This window comes from Streptococcus parasanguinis (assembly GCF_901875555.1).
Classification (GTDB): Bacteria; Bacillota; Bacilli; order Lactobacillales; family Streptococcaceae; genus Streptococcus; species Streptococcus parasanguinis_H.
In genome coordinates, this window is the sequence record NZ_CABFMD010000011.1 from 74,263 (window position 1) to 96,332 (window position 22,070).

At 45.0% G+C, this 22,070-nt stretch carries 18 protein-coding genes; 14 read left to right on the forward strand and 4 right to left on the reverse strand.

The features are described from left to right. Nucleotides 1-20 precede the first annotated feature (20 nt). The 3 genes from JX304_RS03105 (at nt 21) to metG (ending at nt 6,676) form a co-directional block, all read left to right on the forward strand. Nucleotides 21-1,229, forward strand: coding sequence for an exonuclease SbcCD subunit D (locus JX304_RS03105; RefSeq protein ID WP_205011215.1), 1,209 nt, complete (start codon nt 21-23; stop codon nt 1,227-1,229). Continuing rightward, nucleotides 1,226-4,405: an AAA family ATPase gene (locus tag JX304_RS03110; RefSeq protein WP_205011216.1), complete on the forward strand. Its 3,180-nt coding sequence runs from the start codon at nt 1,226-1,228 to the stop codon at nt 4,403-4,405. Before JX304_RS03105 ends, JX304_RS03110 begins: the two co-directional genes overlap by 4 nt. A gap of 279 nt (nt 4,406-4,684) precedes the next feature. Continuing rightward, nucleotides 4,685-6,676 carry a methionine--tRNA ligase gene (gene metG / locus JX304_RS03115; RefSeq protein WP_205011217.1) on the forward strand — a complete coding sequence of 664 codons (1,992 nt, stop codon included), beginning with the start codon at nt 4,685-4,687 and terminating at the stop codon, nt 6,674-6,676. A 488-nt stretch (nt 6,677-7,164) separates the two neighbouring features. Here metG and JX304_RS03120 read toward each other — a convergent pair whose 3' ends face one another. Both JX304_RS03120 and JX304_RS03125 read right to left on the reverse strand, forming a co-directional pair. Then, nucleotides 7,165-7,371, reverse strand: a complete 207-nt coding sequence (locus JX304_RS03120) for a helix-turn-helix domain-containing protein (RefSeq protein WP_003006064.1) — start codon at nt 7,369-7,371, stop codon at nt 7,165-7,167. Between the two features lie 10 nt (nt 7,372-7,381). Continuing rightward, a complete protein-coding gene (locus JX304_RS03125; protein ID WP_205011218.1) occupies nt 7,382-7,903 on the reverse strand; it encodes a DUF2975 domain-containing protein in 522 nt (173 codons plus the stop codon). Nucleotides 7,904-8,154: 251 nt separating this feature from the next. On the opposite strand from JX304_RS03125, the gene JX304_RS03130 reads away from it, so the two are divergent. The 3 genes from JX304_RS03130 to JX304_RS03140 all read left to right on the forward strand — a co-directional run bounded on the left by JX304_RS03130 (nt 8,155) and on the right by JX304_RS03140 (nt 14,019). After that, nucleotides 8,155-9,417: a DUF6287 domain-containing protein gene (locus JX304_RS03130; RefSeq protein WP_205011219.1), complete on the forward strand. Its 1,263-nt coding sequence runs from the start codon at nt 8,155-8,157 to the stop codon at nt 9,415-9,417. A gap of 386 nt (nt 9,418-9,803) precedes the next feature. Further along, the gene (locus JX304_RS03135) at nt 9,804-10,739 is read left to right on the forward strand and encodes a metal ABC transporter solute-binding protein, Zn/Mn family (protein ID WP_205011220.1); all 936 of its coding nucleotides are present in this window, start codon (nt 9,804-9,806) and stop codon (nt 10,737-10,739) included. Nucleotides 10,740-10,746: 7 nt separating this feature from the next. Further along, nucleotides 10,747-14,019 carry a pneumococcal-type histidine triad protein gene (locus JX304_RS03140; protein WP_205011221.1) on the forward strand — a complete coding sequence of 1,091 codons (3,273 nt, stop codon included), beginning with the start codon at nt 10,747-10,749 and terminating at the stop codon, nt 14,017-14,019. Between the two features lie 88 nt (nt 14,020-14,107). Here JX304_RS03140 and JX304_RS03145 read toward each other — a convergent pair whose 3' ends face one another. Further along, nucleotides 14,108-15,292 (reverse strand): DUF2974 domain-containing protein, encoded by a 1,185-nt coding sequence (locus JX304_RS03145; protein WP_205011222.1) that lies wholly within the window; start codon nt 15,290-15,292, stop codon nt 14,108-14,110. Between the two features lie 148 nt (nt 15,293-15,440). Between JX304_RS03145 and JX304_RS03150 the strand changes: the two genes are divergently transcribed. From JX304_RS03150 to JX304_RS03165, 5 genes are all read left to right on the forward strand, one after another. Beyond that, nucleotides 15,441-16,118 carry a response regulator transcription factor gene (locus JX304_RS03150; RefSeq protein ID WP_205011223.1) on the forward strand — a complete coding sequence of 226 codons (678 nt, stop codon included), beginning with the start codon at nt 15,441-15,443 and terminating at the stop codon, nt 16,116-16,118. Continuing rightward, entirely contained in the window at nt 16,111-17,085 is a 975-nt protein-coding gene (locus JX304_RS03155; protein WP_205011431.1) for a sensor histidine kinase, read from the forward strand. The genes JX304_RS03150 and JX304_RS03155 overlap by 8 nt, the downstream gene beginning before the upstream one ends. A gap of 115 nt (nt 17,086-17,200) precedes the next feature. Further along, a complete protein-coding gene (locus JX304_RS10875) occupies nt 17,201-17,329 on the forward strand; it encodes a hypothetical protein (protein WP_275576562.1) in 129 nt (42 codons plus the stop codon). Nucleotides 17,330-17,344: 15 nt separating this feature from the next. Then, entirely contained in the window at nt 17,345-18,103 is a 759-nt protein-coding gene (locus JX304_RS03160; protein ID WP_205011224.1) for an ABC transporter ATP-binding protein, read from the forward strand. Continuing rightward, nucleotides 18,104-20,089 carry an FtsX-like permease family protein gene (locus JX304_RS03165; protein WP_205011225.1) on the forward strand — a complete coding sequence of 662 codons (1,986 nt, stop codon included), beginning with the start codon at nt 18,104-18,106 and terminating at the stop codon, nt 20,087-20,089. Nucleotides 20,090-20,214: 125 nt separating this feature from the next. Here the strand turns inward: JX304_RS03165 and JX304_RS03170 are convergent, their stop codons facing one another. Continuing rightward, nucleotides 20,215-20,478, reverse strand: a complete 264-nt coding sequence (locus JX304_RS03170) for a SemiSWEET family transporter (RefSeq protein ID WP_003012241.1) — start codon at nt 20,476-20,478, stop codon at nt 20,215-20,217. 286 nt (nt 20,479-20,764) lie between these two features. Between JX304_RS03170 and JX304_RS03175 the strand changes: the two genes are divergently transcribed. The 3 genes from JX304_RS03175 (at nt 20,765) to JX304_RS03185 (ending at nt 22,025) form a co-directional block, all read left to right on the forward strand. Continuing rightward, the gene (locus JX304_RS03175; RefSeq protein WP_205011432.1) at nt 20,765-21,022 is read left to right on the forward strand and encodes a SemiSWEET family transporter; all 258 of its coding nucleotides are present in this window, start codon (nt 20,765-20,767) and stop codon (nt 21,020-21,022) included. Between the two features lie 259 nt (nt 21,023-21,281). Next, nucleotides 21,282-21,659 carry a YbgA family protein gene (locus JX304_RS03180; RefSeq protein ID WP_205011226.1) on the forward strand — a complete coding sequence of 126 codons (378 nt, stop codon included), beginning with the start codon at nt 21,282-21,284 and terminating at the stop codon, nt 21,657-21,659. After that, nucleotides 21,660-22,025, forward strand: coding sequence for a TIGR02328 family protein (locus JX304_RS03185; protein WP_205011227.1), 366 nt, complete (start codon nt 21,660-21,662; stop codon nt 22,023-22,025). It begins immediately after the preceding gene. Nucleotides 22,026-22,070: the final 45 nt, after the last annotated feature.

Here is a 22,070-nt window from a genome sequence, read left to right on the forward strand (position 1 = left end):
GACTGAACTAGGAGACTGTAATGAAGTTTTTACATACGTCAGATTGGCATGTGGGTCGAACCCTCAATGGCTGGTCTTTATTAGAAGAGCAGGAGTGGGCTTTTCAACAAATTGTGGATTTGGCTATTAGCGAAAAAGTGGATGGAGTCATCATTGCTGGGGACCTCTATGACCGTGCGGTGCCCCCTGTGGATGCGATTAAACTTTTTAATAAAACCTTGGCCCGCTTGGTCTTGGAAGAACAGATTCCAGTCTATGCTATCAGTGGTAATCACGACGGGGCTGAACGTTTGCATTTTGGGCGTGACTTCTTTCAACCTCAGGGCCTTCATTTAAGCACTCGTTTGGAGGAGGCTTTTGAGCCACTTGAGTTGGGGGATTGCCAGATTTTCCTGCTTCCCTTCATCGACCCTATTGATGCCCGTATTTACTATAAGGACGACAAGGATAAGGAAATTCAGAGGATTGGTGATGCCTTGACCTACATTATAAAGGATATGGAAAAAGCTTTTGATCCTAAAAAAGCCCATATTTTGGTGACGCATTTCGCGGTTTCTAAGAAGGATGATAGGGATGGTCAAAATCTACGGGAATTGATGTTGTCTGAAACTAGCAATACGGTAGGTGGTCTTACCAATGTGACCAGTGACCTTTTCAAAGCTTTCGATTATGTGGCCTTAGGGCATATCCATACGCGCTTTGCCAGTCCTACCAAGCGCGTGCAATATTCAGGCAGTCCAATCGCCTTTAATGTCAAGGAAGCCAAGCGTAAGGAAGAAAAGGGTGTCTACATTCTGGATTTGGATGCGTCTGGTGATTTGTCTCAGACCTTCCATCCTCTAGAGGTCAGACGGCCGATTGTGGTCTTACAAAAGCCTTTTGAAACCTTGATGTCACCTGAATTTTATAAGGAGCAACCTTGTCAAAAAGCCTGGTTTGCCTTTGATATTCAACTGTCCAGTCGTAAGGAATTAGAGGGCATCAATGTGCGTGCCCGTCTGGAAGAAATTTATGGGACAGACATTGTAGAAATTACTTTCAGTCGTCTAGGTGATGTTAGGGAAGAAAACTTGACTGTTAATCATCACTTAAAAGATTTGGAAATGCAGTCACCTCAGGAAATCGTATTTGATTTTTACCAGACAGTGACTGGGGGCGATGTCTTGTCTGAGAGACAGACTGCCCTTGTGGAAAGTATTTTTGAGGAGATTGAGAGGAGTCGACAATGAGACCAGTTCAGTTAGAATTGACCAATTTTGGACCTTATCGTAAGGAAGTCATCAATTTCACTCAGTTTGACCATGCTCCCCTCTTTTTGATTGGTGGGGACACGGGGGCTGGTAAGAGTACCCTCTTTGATGCCATGACAGTAGCTTTGTTTGCTACGACCAGTGGTGATCGTAATGTCGAAGAGATGCGGTCAACCTTTGCTGGTTCAGAGGATGATTTGACCAAGGTGACTTTCTATTTCCAACAAGGCAACCATCTTTATCGCATCGAGCGTATTCTCCAGCAAGAGAAGACCAAGCGAGGCGGTGGTACGACCATGCAAAAAGCGACGGCTTCTCTAGTCATTGTGGATAAGATTGGAGGTCAAGAAATTGAAAAACTTGGGGATAAAATCAAGGAAGTTGGTGAACAGATTGAGCAGATTTTAGGACTCAATGCCGAGCAGTTCAAACAGATTATCCTCCTACCTCAAAATGATTTTAGTCGTTTCTTGAAAGAAGATTCCAAGACTAAGACTCAAATTTTAAAGAAAATCTTTGGAACGGGTATTTTTGACCGTTTTCAAAAGAGCTTGGAAGACCGTCTTCGTCAGAGCAATAAGGATATGGATAAGCGCCAGGCTCAGCTAGATGGTCATTTTGCCAGTCAGATTTGGTCTGGGGAAGAATTGGCCGTCTTGGCCCAAACGCCAGTCTCTGAAAAATTGGCACGTCTTGAAGAGTTTCTGTCTCAACGTCAAGAAAATCTTGAAGAGCAGAAAAGCATCTTGAAGGATGCCCATGAGGATTTGGCCAAACTGCATAAGAGCTTGCAAACTGCGCAAGATGTGGCAAAGATATTCCAAGAATTGGAGCAAGCTAAGGAGCGTTACCGTCAGGAAATCGAAGAGGGGGCTCAGGAACAGGCAGAGGCAAAAGCGCATCTGGAAGAATTACAGTTCGCTCAAGGTCTACAGGGAACCATTCAGACCTTGAAGCAATATCAGAAACAGTTGAATCAATTAGAGCAGGATTTTGAAATTGCTCAAGAAGCATTAAGTGAAAAGCAGCAGGCGTTTGAGGACGTTAAGTCTAAAAAAGAGAAACTTGCTGCTCAATTTGAGGACGTTAAGTCTAAAAAAGAGAAACTGGGAGCGTGGAAAGAGGATATTATCTATGCCCATAGTCTTGCCCAAGAACAGGAGAAAATCAAACGTTCAAGTATTAACTACAAGCAGTTGGAAGAAACCTATCAGCAGGCTAGGAAAGAGATTGAGATGCTTAACAAGTCCTTGTCAGACTTGGAGGCTAATCGTCTTAGTTTAGAGAGTTTGCATGAGGCCGAAAAACTCCTCCAGATTGTGGACTACAGTGTGGAGAATCAACTGGCTCAGGACCTGAAAGAAATAGAGGACTTGAATCAGGAGTTGACGGAGACTGAAAAACGTCACCAAGCCCGGTCTTTGGAGATTACCAAAGCCCAAGAAAGCCTCAGAAAACTGGAAGAGGAGTTAAGAACGACTTTGGCTTCCCGCCGTCAACTCATGATTGCCCAACTGCAAGCAGAGTTAGAGGAGGGGCAGCCTTGTGTGGTTTGTGGTGCTCTGGAACACCCTAATGTTGGTGGAGCACAGGCTGATGAAGTGGCCTTGAAAAATCTCATGAATCAGGTGGAGGAGCTTCAAACTCAAAAAGAAAAGCAAGCCGCTACTTTGTCAAATCGTCAGGCTACCTTGAGCGAGGTCGAATCTAAACGTCAGGATTTGCTTGACCAAGTGGCAAAAGCTAAGCTAGCATTGGAACAGCATTACCAAGAACTGAAGGGGAAAGTTGCAGGACAGTTTGATTTTGATTTTTCAGAAGACTATGAAACTGACCGTGGGCAAGCCCTACTCCTGAAGGTTAAGAAGTATTATCAAGAGTTACAAAAACGTTATGATAAGGAAGAGACAGATTATGTCCGATATCAAGAAAAGATAGGTAAAGCTCAAGAAAAAGCGACAGATTTGGCTAAAACCTATCAAAAGGCCAAGGTAGTGCTTGACCAAGCTAAAGAGCGCCTAGAGGACTTGCAGGAAGCTCACCCAGAGCTTGAGTCTGTTGAGGTATATCAAGAACGGATTTCCCTTGCTCATCAGGAGCTAGACATCTATGAGAAACAGGTTAAGGAAAATGGTGAAGCCTACAACCAACTTCATGCTGACATTCAAGGCATCAAGGGGCGGCTTGAGAGTATAACTAAGCCTAAAGATAAGGCAGAACAAGACGTTAAGCAATTATCTGCTGAATTAGAGCGAAGTCTCAAGGCCGAAGGGGCCCTCACCAATGACTTAGAGCAGGTCGAACTCTGGCTTGATGAAGTAGATAATCAAGATATTCCTAAGCTTCAGGCTCAATTAACGACCTATGCAACGCTCAAACAAGAATTACAGACCCAGATTTGTAGGGGGCAAGAACTTCTCCAAAATCAAGAACAACCAGATCTCGATAGTCTAGCGCAAGCAGTAGAGACTTGTCAGGAAAGCTATAATCAGCAGCATGCTCAGGTTTTGGTAATAGAGAAGGGGCTTGAGGATGCGACGACTACTTACCAAGCGGCTAAGACCCTTCAAGACAGCAACCAGGAGGCCTTTAAGGCTCATCAAGAGCTCAGTGATTTGGTCAAGGTGGTTAAGGGAGAAAATACAGCTCTAACTGGGCGACTCAATCTTGAAGTCTATGTTATCCGTCAGTATTTCCAACAAATCTTGGATTATGCCAATGCCAACTACATCGGTCTCTTAACGGATAATCGCTATTCCTTTGTCTTGAGTGAAGAAGGACGTAAAGCGAGTGATCACTTTGGTTTAGACATCAACGTCTATGACCAGTTGACAGGTAACGAGCGTTCCGTCAAATCCTTGTCTGGTGGTGAAACCTTTATCGCCGCACTGGCTATTGCCCTATCCCTTTCAGAGGTGGTGCAAAATACCAGCAAGGGTGCTGTTGTCGAAGCTCTCTTCATCGACGAAGGCTTTGGCTCACTGGATAAGGAAGCCCTGACCAAGGCCATCGCTGTTCTGGAACAAATCGGTGAAAACCGAATGGTCGGTGTCATCAGCCACGTGGATGACATGAAAGAAGGCATCGCCCAACAACTCGCTATCATCAAGTCGCATGATGGCAGTAGCCAAATTAAGGTTATAAAGAAAAATTAGAATCAATTGTATAAAGTTTAATTATGAGTTGGTAATATACAAGTATATTGGCTAATTTTAGTGATGAACTGAGTTAGAAGTTTGATCGATTAAATATTGTTCATGCCCTATTATTATTAATGATATGCAAAATGTTAATGTAAAAAAGCTGACTTCGGTCAGCTTTTTTGTTTATCTTGTCTAGTCCCCTAGCTGGTTTTGGGTTTTCAGGGTCTTCTAAAAATGTTATAATAGAGTGTTACTAAATTGGGTTCCATTAGCCCTGAAAGGAAAAGAAACATGACAAAATCATTCTACATCACAACCCCTATCTATTACCCATCTGGTAAATTGCATATTGGTTCAGCTTATACTACGATCGCCTGTGACGTCTTGGCGCGTTACAAACGCATGATGAACTACGATGTGTTCTACCTGACTGGTCTTGATGAGCACGGGCAAAAGATCCAGCAAAAAGCAGAAGAAGCTGGGATCACGCCGCAAGCTTATGTAGATGGGATGGCAGTTGGAGTAAAAGAACTCTGGCAATTACTCGATATCTCATACGATAAATTCATCCGTACGACAGACGACTACCATGAAAAAGTGGTGGCCCAGATCTTTGAACGCTTGCTGGCTCAAGACGACATCTACCTTGGTGAATACTCTGGTTGGTATTCAGTCTCTGATGAAGAGTTCTTTACGGAAAGCCAATTGGCTGAGGTCTACCGTGATGAGAATGGCAAGGTCGTCGGTGGGGTAGCCCCATCAGGCCACGAAGTAGAATGGGTTTCTGAAGAATCTTATTTCCTTCGTCTCAGCAAATACCAAGACCGTTTGGTTGAATTTTTCAAATCCCAACCTGATTTCATCACGCCAGATGGCCGTCTCAATGAAATGTTGAAAAACTTTATCGAACCCGGTTTGGAAGATTTAGCGGTATCTCGGACTACCTTTACCTGGGGAGTCCCAGTTCCATCCAATCCTAGACACGTTGTCTACGTTTGGTTTGATGCCCTTCTTAACTATGTGACAGCTCTTGGTTATGGCCAAGAAGATCATAAAAACTTTGACAAATTCTGGAACGGAACCGTCTTCCACATGGTCGGAAAAGACATCCTTCGTTTCCACTCCATCTACTGGCCAATCCTTCTCATGATGCTCGATATCAAATTGCCAGAACGTTTGATTGGCCATGGTTGGTTTGTCATGAAAGACGGCAAGATGTCGAAGTCTAAAGGAAATGTCATCTACCCAGAAATGTTGGTGGAACGCTTTGGCTTGGATCCGCTTCGTTACTACCTCATGCGCAGTTTGCCAGTTGGTTCAGATGGTACTTTTACACCAGAAGACTACGTGGCCCGTATCAACTATGAATTAGCCAATGACCTTGGAAACCTCCTCAACCGGACGGTAGCCATGATTAACAAGTACTTTGGTGGTCAAGTTCCAGCTTATGTCGAAAACGTGACTGCATTTGATGCAGATTTGGCTAAGGTGGTTGAAGAAAACATCGCTGAATACCACAAGCAAATGAACGCGGTTGATTACCCACGCGCTTTGGAAGCTGTATGGAATATTATCTCTCGTACCAACAAGTACATCGATGAGACAGCTCCATGGGTCCTTGCTAAAGAAGATGGTGATAAGGAACAATTGGCAGCGGTCATGGCTCACTTGGCAGCAAGCCTTCGTGTCGTAGCTCACCTCATCCAACCATTCATGATGAACACGTCAAACGCCATCATGGAACAACTTGGCTTGGGCTTGAACTTCGATCTTGAAAACTTGACTCTAGCAGGTTTCCCTGAAAATATTACAGTGGTGGCCAAAGGAACTCCTATCTTCCCACGTCTGGATATGGATGAAGAAATTGCCTACATCCAATCGCAAATGACTGCTGGTAAACCACAAGAAAAAGAATGGATTCCAGAAGAAGTGGAACTCAAGTCTGAAAAAGACGAGATCAAATTTGAAGACTTTGATAAGGTTGAAATCCGTGTGGCAGAGGTCAAAGAAGTGGAACGCGTCGAAGGCTCAGACAAATTGCTTCGCTTCCGCCTAGATGCAGGAGATGGCGAAGACCGTCAAATCCTTTCTGGTATCGCGAAATTCTATCCAAATGAACAAGAATTGGTCGGCAAGAAACTCCAAATCGTGGCCAACCTCAAACCACGTAAGATGATGAAGAAATATGTCAGCCAAGGTATGATTCTTTCCGCAGAATACGGAGATCAATTAACAGTCTTAACGGTTGATCCATCTGTACCAAATGGAAGCATCATTGGGTAAACGATAGACAAAGAAAAAGTCATCTAAAAAACTTTCCTTAGGTGAGTACGGACGTCAGCGAACTTCGAAGAAGTTCCAAAACTCCCGAGTGCTAGAAACACAATTGTTTCTAGCACTTTTCTCACGGCGGAAAGTTTCAGTAGATGATTGAATAATTCTAAAGAATGAATTTTTTTATTTTTATAGAATTTATTTGATGTGTAAGGAAGTACAGATTGTCTACACTCTCAAGCACTCCCGCGGGAGTGCTTTTCTTGTATCAATATAGTTCCCATCATTGGGTTTTACAAAGATGATAGATGAGTTCTATTCGTAATAAATGTTAATGGAGACTTCCGCAGTGAGAAAAGAGTCTGAAACATTTTTGTTTCAGACTCTCGGAAGATTTGAGACAGTAGGCTCAAATCTTAGGTATGGAATCTCAGAGGGATTCGCTACCATCCGTCCTCACCCAAGGAAAGTCTCCAATGACATTCTGAATATGGTTCCTATTCATCTGGCCGGTATTCTAGGATATCTCCGGGCTGACAGTCCAGTTCTTTGCAGATGGCTTCAAGAGTGGTGAAGCGGATGGCTTTGGCCTTGCCGGTCTTGAGGATGGAAAGGTTGGCTGTGGTGATGCCGATTTTGTCAGCTAGCTCATTGGACTTCATCTTTCGCTTGGCCAGCATGACATCTAGATTGACGATAATCATAGCCCCCTCCTTAAATAGTTAGCTCATTTTCTTCTGCGATCGCTATCCCTCTCTCTAAAATCTTGCCAAGCGCCCAGACAATTGGGACAGAGAGGAGAAGTCCCGTGTTAAAGGTCAATCGGAAGGTGAAGGGAAGAAGATGAGCATTGCCACTAGTTTCGATTGAGCCAGACAGAAAGGACAAGACCAATAGGATCTTCCAAGCTCGGTTACAAAGATCAATATTGGAGTGAGAAAAGATCTTTTCTTGGTAGAGATTTTGGAGGAAGTTGCGAATGGTGAGGAGAAGAAAAATATAGATAGCGCTTGAAGCTAGTGGAAAGAGCAACTGCCAGAGGGGCTGCGGAGTTTTTGGGAAGAGCTGGATGCCATTGACATCAAAGGACAAGCGACCTGTTTGAATGAGATCTTTGAAAAGGCCCATGCGGGAAAGTAGGTGGACAAGCAGTGCAAGGACTGTTGTAATCCCGCAGAAGTAAATGAAGGCAGTAAGAACGTCGATAACGTTCTTTAAGGTTTTAGAGTTTTTCATGGCAAACCTCCTTGGGTAATTTATTGTTCACTTATAGTATACCTGTTTTTTTAAAATAGTCAAGAGAAAATATCGAAAAACAATAAAAAAATAACGTAAAACAAAATATATTGTTTGAAAAACAATGAATTCTCCAAACATAAGAGAAAGATAGCTTACCAGCTAAAAAAACACTACATGGAGGGGAATTTTACTATACTTTGGATTTAGGGTATACTAGTGTATAGATCGAATTCCATGGAGGTAGAAAAATGAATCTTAAATGGAAGAAAAAATACTTGATACCGATTCTGGGGCTTGCCGGAGCAGCTGTTCTGATTGGAGGAGTTTATCTCTACTCTAGCTCCAACATCCAACCAGATCATCAAAAGGAGTTTAATCAAACCACTAAAAAACCGACCAAGCAAAAAGAAAAAGCGATCGATTTGAGTGGTGACTATGTTTCCAATGAACGGGATACGGCTAAAATCGAAAAGAAGGACAAGTCTTGGAAGATTGACTACCAGACGGATGATGGCAAAGTCTCTGCGACCTTTAGCACGGATTGGAAGGTTGAAGGGGCCAATAAAATCTCGACAGGCAAGATGAAGAAGTCAGATGGCAACACTGATTTCACAGTCACGGTTCGTGTCTTCAAATACAAGACGGACAAGAAGCCCTTGATCACGGTGACCATGACTGATAAAAATCCTGACCACGAGATGGTCTTTGCCAACCGGGAGGATTTTTTCAAATCGACGGATCCCAATGATGTTGTCCTTGATGGCAATCTCACGCCGTTTGAAGGGAGCTATTCTAATGACTCCTATGAAAAAGAAATCGCGGCTTCCGGCTTTAAGCTCTATGGTTTTACGCCGGATGAATATTACCAAAACAAGACCAGTGCCTTCCCTAGTATTGTAAATGGAGAGACAGGTTGGACTTTCTGGAGCGGAGGAACTCGGGCTAATTATCTTCTCAACAAAGACAAGGAACCGAAGAAGCGAAAGGGCTATTATGAAGTTTATTTCGTAGGGGCCAATGCGACGGCTATCCAAGGGCAGGAACAAACCCTGTACTTGATCCCTGCGGGTGTAACTGGTCCTGATGGAGTGGTTTCGCAAGAACGTCGGATCTTCTTTGGTCAGGTGGCCTTTCGGGATTACCATCAAGAGTGGTGGAAAGCCTACCCACAACCGAAAAAAGAGAAAGACTTGGATATTGGAGCCATTAACGGTGGTGACTTCTCTAGCTTGGCCGGAACTTGGCGCAATGGCAAGGGAGCTGAAATCGTCATCCAAGCAGATGGAAAAGTCAGGGGTCAAGGAAGCCTTAAGGCTGTAGCAGACTCAGATAAGAAGAGCAAGATCCCTTATGTTGAGATGAAGATGGGTGAGACCGGTGCAGCGATCGGACTGCTGAAAATTGGTTTCCAAAATCCAGATGGTGACCAGTCTGATACCAGCAAGCCACGTCTTGTCATTACCCAATCAGCAGGCAACTATCCATCCGATCAATATTTCTACCGTCAATAATAGACGATTGCTAGTGAGTGATAGGTCTGGAACATAGTACAAAAAAGAGAGTGGGACAGAAATCGGTCATTCGTTAGAATTCGATTTCGTCGTCCCATCTCCGCACAGTTGAGTAGGGCTGTAAAAGCTGATGAAATCAGCGTAGTAGAGCCCACTCAACCACTGCGCCTTGCTCGACAATCCAAAAACAATTGAGAGGCTAGGACTTTTGTCCCAGCCTCTTTTTTTCTGCAAGGAAAGGTCGTGGAGGCTAGTAAAAGGTTAGTCCCTAGCATTAAAAGGAAAAAAATGTAAAAAAGACTTGACAAAGCAAATGATTAGCAGTATTATTAACTAGTTAATTAACCATTTAATAAACTGGTTAACAAATGAAAAAGAGGTGAAGGATGAAAAGGAGAAAAATGAAGGTGCTGGGAATCTTGTTCCTCAGTTTCTTTCTGCTTGCAGCTTGTGCTAGTCAAGGAAATGCAGGCAAGCCCCCTTCTCGAAAAGGTCTCAAAATTGTCACGAGCTTTTATCCTATCTATGCCCTGGTCAAAGAAATTTCTGGGGATCAAAATGACATTTGGATGGTTCAGTCCGGTGCAGGGATCCATTATTACGAGCCCTCAACCAAGGAAGTGGCTCAGATCTATGATGCGGATGTATTTGTCTATCATTCTCAGACTCTGGAATCATGGGCTGGTCGTTTAGATCCTAATCTACAAGGTTCCAAGTTACAGGTGATCGAAGGCAGTCATGGAATGACCCTCGATAAGGTAGCTGGCTTAGAGGATGTCGAGGCTGGGCAAGGAAAAGAAGCCAAGCACTTGTATGATCCGCATACCTGGTTGGACCCTGCGAAAATTGCAGAAGAAGGAAAGATCATCGCTCAGCGCTTGGGAGAGATCGATCCAAAGAATAGGAAGCTTTATCAGGCCAATGCCCAAAAGCTTGAAAAGCGCTGTGAGGAACTAGTAGCCCGCTACCAGCCTGTCTTTGACAAGGCCAAGCAAAAGACTTTTGTGACCCAGCATACGGCCTTTTCTTATCTGGCCAAACGCTTTGGTCTCAAGCAATTAGGGATTGCAGGGATTTCTCCAGAGCAAGAACCAACCGCCCGGCAATTGGCAGAGATCCAGCAGTTTGTTAAAGATTATCAGGTGAAAACGATCTTTGTGGAGAAGCATACGTCATCAAAGGTGGCAGATAGTATCGCCAAGGCAACAGGGGCACGTGTCAAGGTCTTGGATCCACTGGAAGCTGATCCGCAAAACGATAAGGATCTATTAGAAAATTTAGAAGAAAATATGGCGAGTTTAGCCAAGGAATTAGAGGAGTAAATCAAGGATGAAGAAAAAGGGAACGATTGGAATTCTAGCAACTTTGGGAATAGGGCTATGTGCCTATGCACTCAGTCAGCAACCACAAGCTAAGGAAGAGAAAAAGAATCAGATTCAGTATCTACAGGCAGAAAAGAAAGCGTCATCGACTGCCTCCAGCAAAAAGGAAGACAGCATCGAAGCAGTCAATGCCAAGGAAAAGACTCAGGCGGAGCAGATTGTCATCAAGATTACGGATGACGGCTTTGTCACTTCTCATGGGGATCATTTCCATTACTATAGTGGTAAGGTCCCATTTGATGCCATCTTTAGTGAGGAGTTGATTTTGCGAGATCCAACCTATCAGCTCCAAGAAGCTGATATTGTCAGCAAGGTCAAGGATGGCTATATCATTAAACGCGCTGGGAAATACTATCTCTACTTAAAGGATGCGCAGCATACGGTTAATGTGCGCTCGATCGAAGAGATCGCTCAACAGCAAAAAGGAGGCGCTAAAGAAGAAGGGGAAACGGGAACGGTACAGGCGAGCTCCTCGCACAAAGGGGTTAAAACTCGAGATTTCCGTCAGCCAAGTCAAGCGCTAAAAGAGGGGAAGACCCTTGAAACGCTGACTGCTAAAAACCATTCAGGAGGTGGCTATCGTACGGACGATGGTTATGTCTTTAGCCCTGGAGATGTTATTTCAGATACAGGGGATGGCTTCATTGTGCCCCATGGAGGACATTACCATTATATCCCAAAGAGTGCCTTATCTGCTGGCGAGTTAGCAGCAGCCCTCTCTGTCCTAGGTGGTCAAAGTGGCCATCAGGCTGGAAGCTCGTACTTAGCTAGCCCAAGTGTAGAAGCAGGTAAGAACCAAGGAACTCCAGATCAAGCCTCTCCAAGCCTTGGGAAGCAAGCAAGCAACCAGGTGTCACCAAGTCCAACCAATTCCCATGTGACACCAACGACTTCTACACCGTCAACATCCAAACCGAGTCCAACGCTCAGCAATCTGATGGAAGAATTGCAGAAAACCCCTCTATCTTCTCGTCATGTGGAGTCTGATGGTTCTGTCTTTGATCCAAGTAGGATTACTAAGTGGACCGATCAAGGGATTGTCTACCCTCACGGGGATCATTTCCACTTTATCCCTTACAGCTCCCTATCTCCTTTAGAGCGTGAGTTGGCTCGGCAATTCCAACTGCTTCGGGCTCAAGGCGCTACTACACCTGCAGAAATAAGTCCAAGCCTCCCTTCAAGTCCAAGTACAAAACCAGTTGACCATGATCACAAGCATGAAGATGTAGAGCATCACGAGCATGAACATGGGGACCATCATGATCACGAGCACGAAGAGGAGCACGATTATGGTTTCCATGCAGACATGGTCATCAGTAAGGACGAGGACGGTTACATGGTCGCTCATGGCAACCACGCTCATTATTTCTATAAAAAGGACCTCTCTCCTCAAGAGATTGCAGCAGCAGAGGCAACTCTGGCAGGTAAGAAAGAAGAGGACAAGGGACAGCCACTGACAGATGATGTCGCCAGCTATTCTCGCGATGCCTCAGATGAGGAAAAGATCCAGTACATCAGCAAGACCTACGGCGTCCCTCGTGAGGCCATTAAGATTTCCAATGGTTTCTTTGTCTTTAACAACCCAGATCAAGAATACGATCCGACCCACATCCACCCTTATGCCGTTCGAAAGGAACATGTCCGTATCCCACTTGAGACGGGCAATCCTGAACTAGACTTTATCAATGAACTCTATGCAACAGCGCTTCGCTCAGGGATTTCTCCGTATAGCCTCCAGATTGAAAATGGTCAGTTTGTCATCCCACATGGCGATCACAACCACTACATCAAGGTGCGCTCAGCAGGACTAGCAGACTACTTAGCCCATCGCCTTCCTACTATCCAATCGCCTTACAAAAAAGGAGACTTGAATAAAAAAGCAGTAGAAGACAGGGTCAACCAACTTTTAGCAGAAAGCCGGACTCTTTACGCTTCTGATCCATTGCAGCAACGACGGATTGAGCTCAACTTGGGCCACTTCTTGGAAAATGTCAAGAGTTTCCCAAGCAACTCGACGGAAGGCTACCTAGCCAGTCTTAAGCAGGTTGATGAACAATACATCCATGCGACTCAAGCGATCAAACCAAAAGAAGAGACAGCCCTCGATCGTCGCTACCAGGAATTGCTGGAACAAGTGCGCTTGCTAGACACAGAAGCCTTCCAACTCAAGAAGGAAGGGTTGGTCGCTCAACTGCAGGAAGCCTATGCTGCCAAGGACAGCAAGCGTCTAGAGCAGGAAGGGAAGTTATTAGAAGCTGTTCAGGAGATGCAAGATCGGACGGGTGTGACATCGGTCGACTATCTCAAGTACTTCTATCAAAGCTTGAGCGATGCGCGCTTGACACCAGAACTGCGCACCAAGGCGGCAGATCTAGCTTTGAAACTCTATCGGGCCCAAGCCTTTGAAGAAGCCTGGGATGCTAAGGCTCACTTTATGGAACTCTACCAAACCAAACAGGCAATTGACCAGCTCTTCTCTCAAGAAAAAGGCCAAACCTATCCTATTGAAAAAACAGTTTTAGATCAAAAAGGAAGTCAGTCCCCTTCGTACAACTTAGCGGTCTATGATTTCCTCAAGGGCTTATATGGAGAGTTGGACAAGGCGACAGAATCCCGTCAACGAACCAGCATCCTGACAGGGCTCTCCGAGCAAATCCAGTCGCTCTTGCCACAAGTCGAAGACCAGGCCAAACGAACTGCCTTTGAAAAAGGCTTGGCTCTGCTTGGAAATGAGACGGATCCAGACAAGGCTATTGCAAGTGGACAAGCTCTGTTACGCGAAATCAGTGACACCATTGAAAAGAAAAAACAAAAGCAAACAGAAGAGCCTCAGATTGGGGATGTCGCCCTTTATCAACAGCTATATAACCAATTGATGGCGCTTCACCAACAATTGCAGGACAAGGGGGCTAGTGATGCTGTATTTGATCGCTTAGAAGCTCTCTTTGACCAATTGGCTAATCCAAAGAGTGACAAAGCAGCCTTACTACAGGCTATCCAAGCCTTTCAGTCAGAGTTAGCAGCAATGCCATCTGCAACCGAAGTGACCAAACCAGCTACCACAACTGAAACGCCTGTAGCTACAGAAACTCCGGTAGAAAAAGAAGCAGCCGCTTCAGAAGGAAGCAAGCCTGCCACAACTGAGACAGAAACAGAGCCTGCAAGATCAGCTTCCATAGAAGAAGGCACGCCAGATGCTCCAGCTTCTCAGGACCAATAGAAAATAGAAAATCATCTGAAAGACATTTCAGATGATTTTTGAGTTCTAGTGAATAGAAGAGGAGGTCTCTTTTTTCAGTTGTTGAGTCTCATTCCTTGTGCTCTAGGAGCAGTGGTGAGGAGGACTCGACTGCTTTTTTGCGCTTGAAAAATGCAGTCATTTGAACTAGAATACGGGGAACCGTCTGCCATTTTTTCCAGGCTTTGACACGGGTATCGAGGAGTTGTTTGGCTAGACGTTCCAGCATTTCTCTTTCCGTAGGATCTAGGTCTTGAGCATTTTGAAAGATCTCTTTGATCTTGGAGAAATTTTTCAAGTTCCTCAAATCATTAATCGAAGTGATGCCTGCGTCTAAGAAGAGGCCGAAGAAGGTATCGAAGAACTTCTTACGATCATCCGCCGATGTTTCGCGAACCCACTGCTTCAGGGTCTCGTCGGTCTGCTGGCTATCGGGACTGGTTTCAGAAACGGTCACAAAGCTATGATCCTTGATTTCCCATGTGAAGGCGTCGTGCTGGGCAAAGCCACCAAAAGCGCGACTTTTGACAATGGTCGTCGGTTCTGGAACCTCCAACATCATGCCAACGATAGACCCTTGAGGGACAAAGCGACGAATTTTAGGGGAGGTGCGCTGGTAGCCTTCGGTCTCAATAATAGCCCTGTTGAGGCCAGGAGCATCGAAGCTGTAGATAGTGTCGACCCGTTCAAATAGATGATTTGGAAGATAAGAGCAGGCGTAGGCTGCGAGATTGCCCCCCTTGGAGTGGCCGGCTACTAAGAAGCGCCCTTTCGGGAATTCCTTCATGACGTTTTGCAGGTAGCTGGCTGCGCGCCTCTGAGCTGGGACATGATCCATATAGGTCATGTGGAAGTCTTCCTTCCAGCCGATCAAGGTGTCATCGGTCCCTCTGAAAACGACCAAATAGACATCTAGGGAGAGCCGATAGGTCATGGCCGCAAACTGTTTTTGCACATCCGGATCGTACTCGTCGACATAGTTGAGGAGTTTGATGTTCTTAAAACGCATAGAAGTAGCGAGCTCATCAACTAATTGCAGGTGCTGGTTGCTTACGATGAAATTGGAGGTCCGGTCGATAAGGTCCATCGCATCAGACAGGCGCACTTGGATCCCTGTTGTATCTCCTTGAGGCACAATGTGTCCAAAAGGCAGATAGGTCAGCTCTGTCAATGCGAGGACATCCAGTTCCTTGAAGGGACGGTCATAGATGGAATCGTAGGTCACTTCTTTTAGGTAATCAAAAATCGTCGACATCGGTGCCTCCTGTGTGGTATTTTCTATCAGTATAGCACAAAAATGGGACTAGAAAAAGCGCCTCCTGTTAAGAAGATTACGCTCAATCTTTTTCTCTGCTGCTTAATCTGTTATAATAGGAAGAAGAAAAAAAGAAGGAAAGAAAGCCATGCATAAAATTCTCTTAGTCGAAGATGATAACATTATCCGCCAACAGGTCAAACAATTATTGGAACAATGGGGCTATGAAGTGGTCGCAGTAGAGGATTTTATGGATGTCCTCGGGATCTTTGTCGAAACCGACCCCCACTTGATTCTCATGGATATTGGCCTTCCGCTCTACAATGGGTACCACTGGTGTCAGGAGATTCGCAAGGTTTCAAAGGTTCCGATCATGTTTCTTTCTTCACGAGATCAAGCCATGGATATTGTCATGGCCATCAATATGGGTGGAGACGATTTTGTCACCAAGCCTTTTGATCAAAATGTGCTCCTTGCCAAGGTCCAAGGGCTCTTGCGCCGCTCTTACGAATTTGGGACCGATCAAAATCTGCTGGAGCATCGGGGTGCCATCCTCAATCTCAAGTCTACGGACTTGGTCTATGAAGGAGAAGTCATTAAGCTGACCAAGAATGAATTTCAGATTTTGCGGGTCCTGTTTGAGCATGAGGGCAGTATCGTGGCCCGAGATGATATGATGAAAGAGCTCTGGAATAGCGACTTCTTTATTGATGACAATACCTTGTCTGTCAATGTAGCTCGTCTACGCAAGAAATTAGAAGAGGCTGGCTTGTCAAACTTCATCGAAACCAAGAAAGGAATCGGTTATGGGTTGGTCCATGAATAAATATGGAAAGATCTTCTGGCAGTATGTGGTATCCCGCAGGCGCCTGCTCTATCTATTGCTCATCTTTTTGATCGTTGATTTGGTCTTTGCCTATCTCTTTCCAGAGACGGGGAAGGTTTTCCTCTATGCGACCCTGGTGCTAGGATTTTTTACCCTCTGTATCTTAATCTGGGATTTCGCTATGACCTTTCAAGACTACCGCAAAGCCTTGCTGTATGAGGAAATAGAGGTTGCCTCGCCACTGGAACATCTCCTTTATGAAAAATACACGGAAGAAAAGCAGGCGCGCCTGGAGGAAGGCAAAACAGCCCAGGCTAAGTTCAATGACTTGATGGATTACTACACCCTCTGGGTTCACCAAATTAAGACGCCCATTGCGGCTAGCCAGCTCTTGGTCCAAGATGTCGAGACACCTATTGTCAAGCAGCAGATGGAGCAAGAACTTTTCAAAATTGATTCTTATGCCAATCTGGTTCTGCAGTACCTGCGATTGGAGAGTTTTCATGACGATCTGGTCTTAAAGCGCGTGTCACTAGAGGACTTGGTCAAAGAAGTAGTCCGCAAACATGCCCTCTTTTTTATCCAAAAGAACTTGACAGTGAACCTGCATGATTTGGATGTCGCCGTCATTACCGATCGTAAGTGGCTCTTGGTCATCATCGAGCAGCTCTTGTCCAATAGCCTCAAGTACACCAGCACAGGTGGAATTGAAATCTATTTCAAAGACCAGACCCTCTATATAAAAGACAGCGGGATTGGAATCAAAAATAGCGATGTCCTCCGTGTCTTTGAGCGGGGCTTCTCCGGCTACAATGGCCACATGACCCAGCAATCGTCAGGTCTGGGCCTCTATCTGTCTAAGAAAATTGCAGAGCAATTGGGCCACAAGATTAGCCTCCACTCAGAGGTTGGCCAAGGCACAACCGTCGCTATTCGCTTTGAAGAGAAGAAGTTGGTCATGGATTAGTTTTTCTCCATCTTACAAAAATGTAAGAAATAAACGGCAAAATGAAAGGTTAGGTTATGGTAGCCGCCTTTTATTTTTTGTACAATAGTCTCATCAAATGAAGGAGGTCAAGAAAATGAAACTCTTGAAATGGATGAAAGAACTCAAAAAGACTGAGAAACCTTGTAACCAAACCGATTTGGAAAAGGCGGAATTTGGTCGCCAAGTCCTACACCAAACCCAAGAATTTTTCTTGATCTACTAGTAAAAGGAGAAAAGTATGTCATTACTAGACGTTCAACACATCAAAAAGATCTACAAAACGCGCTTTCAAGGAACGCAAGTTGAAGCCCTAAAGGACATTCATTTTACCGTGGAAAAAGGGGAATACGTCGCCATCATGGGGGAATCAGGGTCCGGGAAATCGACCCTCCTCAATATCCTAGCCATGCTGGATCAGCCGACCGAAGGGCGGATCTACCTCAATGGCACGGACACCTCAACCATCAAGAATAAGGATGCTTCGAGCTTCCGTCGGGAAAAACTAGGATTTGTCTTTCAAGACTTTAATCTGCTCGATACCTTGTCCGTCAAGGACAATATCCTTCTCCCTCTCGTCCTCTCCCGCAGACCCGTCAAGGAAATGATGAGCAAAGTGGATAGCGTGAGTCGGGAATTGGGCATTCACCAACTCTTAGAAAAATATCCTTACGAAATCTCTGGTGGGCAAAAACAACGGGTGGCTGTTGCACGGGCCATCATCACCTCACCTGAAATCCTCCTGGCTGATGAGCCAACAGGGGCGCTGGATTCCAAATCTTCGGCTGCGTTGCTCGACGTCTTTGAAGACATCAATAGCATGGGCCAAACTATCCTCATGGTGACCCACTCAACCGCAGCCGCAGCGAGGGCCAAGCGCGTGCTCTTCATTAAGGACGGGCTCCTTTACAACCAGATCTTCCGCGGGGAAAAAACAGAACGTCAGATGTTCCAAGAAATCTCGGATACCCTGACGGTCATGGCAAGTGAGGTGGAGTAGATGTTACGATTAACCACTAAATTAGCTTGTTCTAATCTCATCAAGAACCGCAAGCTCTATTATCCCTTTGCGATCGCGGTCATTCTCGCAGTGATCATCGCCTATCTCTTTGACTCCCTGACCTTTAATCCCCACATTCACGAGCTTCGAGGGGGCGATTCCATGATCTTTACCCTCGTCTTGGGACTGTTCGTGGTCAATGCTGCTGGAGCCATCATCGTGCTCTATGCCAATAGCTTTGTCATGAAAAACCGCTCCAAGGAGCTGGGCATCTACAGCATGCTCGGTCTTGAGAAACGGCATCTCATCAGCATGATTTTCAAAGAACTCTTGATTTTTGGATTTCTAACCATCTCAGCCGGTGTCTTGATCGGAGCTCTCTTTGACAAGCTGATCTTTGCCTTTCTCTTGAAACTGATGAAGATGAAGGTCCAGCTAGTATCCACCTTCCAACCAGGAATTGTAATTTTGGTCTTTGTTACCTTTGGCCTCATCTTTGCCCTCTTGGTTCTTCTCAACGCTTGGCGCATTCTTCGATTGAATGCTCTGCAATTGACGCGTGAAAAGGCCAGTGGTGAAAAGAAAGCTCGCTTTTTGTGGCCCCAAACCATCCTGGGCTTAGCCTCTCTCGGTTTTGGCTACTACCTAGCTTTGTCCGTCAAAGACCCCATCATTGCGCTTGTGACCTTCTTTCTAGCCGTTATCCTGGTTATGGTCGGGACCTACTTACTCTTTAATGCTGGGATCACCGTCTTCTTGCACCTGCTTAAGAAAAAGAAGGGTTATTATTACCAACCCAACAACATGATCTCGGTCTCTAACCTCATCTATCGTATGAAGAAAAATGCGGTGGGCCTTGCGACCATTGCCATCCTCTCGACCATGGTGCTGGTGACGATCTCTGCTGCCACCAACATCTATGTCGGTGGCGAAATGTTCAAGAAAATCATCGCTCCTCATGATTTTTCTGTTCAAGGGAAAGGGGTAGACCTGGAGCAAATCAATCAGAAATTTGATGAATTTGCTTCTGAGCATCATCTTGAGATCAAAAATCGTGACCTGATGGCCTATGCCAACTTTGGGGTTAAATCACAAAAGGGTACGGATTTCACCGTCTATCCAGCTGATGAACGCGGCGTCACTCCTAAAACTGTCTTTATGGTCTTTGATGCAGCTAGCTATGAGCAAATGACCGGAGAAAAGGTCGATCTGACCGGCAACCAAGTCATCCTCTTTGCTCATAACAAGGCTCTGACAGGGCAAAAGCAGTTCACTATCAATGGGCAAGACTTCCAAGTCAAGGAAGAAGTGAGCAAAGATTTTATCACCGATCATGTTCCAAATCAGTTTAACATGCTAACAGAGGATTTCAATTACCTGATTGTGCCTGACCTTTCAGCCTTTGTCGCCCAGTTTCCAAATCTTGCCATCTATACCAATATCTACGGTGGCATCAATGTCAATGTCGATGAAGAGCAGCAGCTCAAGCTAGCAGCTAGTTATGACAAGCTAATCGATGAATTGAGCAGCCAACAAGGCCAAGGAACATTTATCTATGGAGGTAACCGTGCCAATGATGTTGCAGAGATCAATAGCCTCTTTGGTGGCATCTTCTTTATCGGGATTTTCTTGTCACTGATCTTTATGGTCGGAACCGTCATCGTTATCTACTACAAGCAAATCTCAGAAGGCTATGAAGACCGTGACCGTTTTGTCATCCTCCAACAAGTGGGGCTTGATGAAGATGAGGTCAAACGGACCATCAACCGTCAAGTGCGGACTGTCTTCTTCCTCCCTCTCATCTTTGCCTTTGTCCACCTGGCCTTCGCCTACCATATGATTCGTCTCATCCTCAAAGTGCTCGGTGTCATCAATAGTGGACAAGTCCTCATCGTGACCCTCAGTGTCTGTGGAGTCTTTCTCGTCACCTACCTGATCGTCTTTTGGATCACCTCTCGGAGTTATCGGAAGATTGTGCAGATTTAAGAAAAGAGAAGCTCGCTTATAGCGGGCTTTTTGTTCAAAATCTGATCGCAGTTGTCTTTTGGTTGTTTAAAGGGCTACACAAAAAAAGACCGAACCAGTAGAGTTCAGTCGTTGATCGATTTCTATTAAAGTGATGTTAGGAAAGTCAATCCACCTAGGATGACACCTGCCGAATTCGGAATAATCAAAATCCAGTCTTTTTTAGGTTCCTTTGTCCAACCATAGATGACCCAAATCAAGCAAGATATAGCTGCTGACAAGGGTTGGAAAGGTTGGGCCTTGTTTCCCTGTAAATTAGCAATAATTTGTGGGATGTAGGCAATGAAAACGATAATACCAATAAAGGCACCGATCGAGCCAACGATTTGGTTGATTTTTTGTTTATTCATTTATTTCTACCTCTAATCATTACTTTACCATAAGAACAGGTCTTGTGCAATAAAATAGCATAAGATTTCGCTTGAAAACTATTACATTTGGACAAAAACTAGACAATATGTCTTTTTAAAATCTTAGAAACAAGAAAAAATCATGGATAAGAAATGGCTTTTTGTGGACTTCAAAATCACAAGATTGTGACACTTTACAGTTTGGTAACATTTGAAAAAAGACTTGAATTTTAAGTGGGGAAGAGTTAGAATAGTGCGTACTTAAAAAACGAAAGGTATCATGAAAATGAATGAAAAACAAATGAAAATTCTTGGTTGGGTTGCGACCTTTATGTCTGTGATGATGTATGTCTCTTATTTCCCACAAATTATGGATAATCTCGCTGGTCACAAAGGAAACTTTATTCAACCTTTAGTGGCAGCCATCAACTGTAGTCTTTGGGTCTATTATGGACTCTTCAAAAAAGAACGCGATATCCCACTTGCTGCAGCCAATGCTCCAGGGATTATCTTTGGTTTGATCACAGCCATCACATCCTTGTAATCAATGAAAGAGAGAGTGGGACAGAAATCGGTCATTCGTTAGAATTCGATTTCGTCGTCCCACCTCCGCACAGTTGAGTAGGGCTGTAAAAGCTGATGAAATCAGCGTAGTAGAGCCCACTCAATCACTGCGTCTTGCTTGACAATCCAAAGAAAATTGAGATGCCAGTACTTTTGTCCCAGCCTTTTTTTGATGGAATGAATCATTTCCATGGTATAATGGGAGGACTATTCATAGAGAAGATCAAAAGGAGACAAGAGTGGATCAAAAACATCACTGCCAAGCCCTATGGGCGAAAAATAAATACCTGGTGCTGAGTCATTCCAGCAACATTTACAAGGAAATCCGGGAATACCTCAAGCAAGACCAGGTGGAGGTCAGCCACGTCGAAGACCTGATCCAGCAAGCGCTGGCCTTGCAAGAAAATCGTGGCCAGGTCTCCAATGCCTTCCAGCATATCTGGGGTTATTTTAAAAAGCAGGCGACTGCAGAGGAAAAGGCGGACTTTATGTTGCTACTTGAGAAGTACCAGCATGAGCAAGCTAGCCAAGAGGATCTGATCAAGGGCATCCAAACCCTCCTTGAGCGCTATCCTAATCGCTACTTGCAAGACTCGACACTACTAGGAGGGCAATAGATGAGACTGTGGCACCAAGACTTGATTCCCAAACTCCCTCGTCCCCAACTCCTGGGCCAACACCGGGAATGTTGCGCCCTAAGGGGTAATGGCTGGGGCAAGAAGCACGCGACGGTCAACTATGTCTTTGACTACTCGCCCTATCGCCTCTATGCCTATCACCGCCTGATCATGGAGGAGATGGCCGCTCGTGGCTACAAGGTCAGTCCAGAGTGGTGGGAGCCGACATACCGAGGAAAGACCTGCCCAGCTTATTCAGAACTGGAAGAGGAAGCCTTGAGTACTCCCATCTATCCAGAACATCATGCGGGTTACCTCAAAGAATGTTTAGACAATCTAGCAGAAAAAGGGATCCATTTAGACTAAGAAAAACGAACCAGACCAGGTTCGTTTTTTTACGCGAAATCTCAA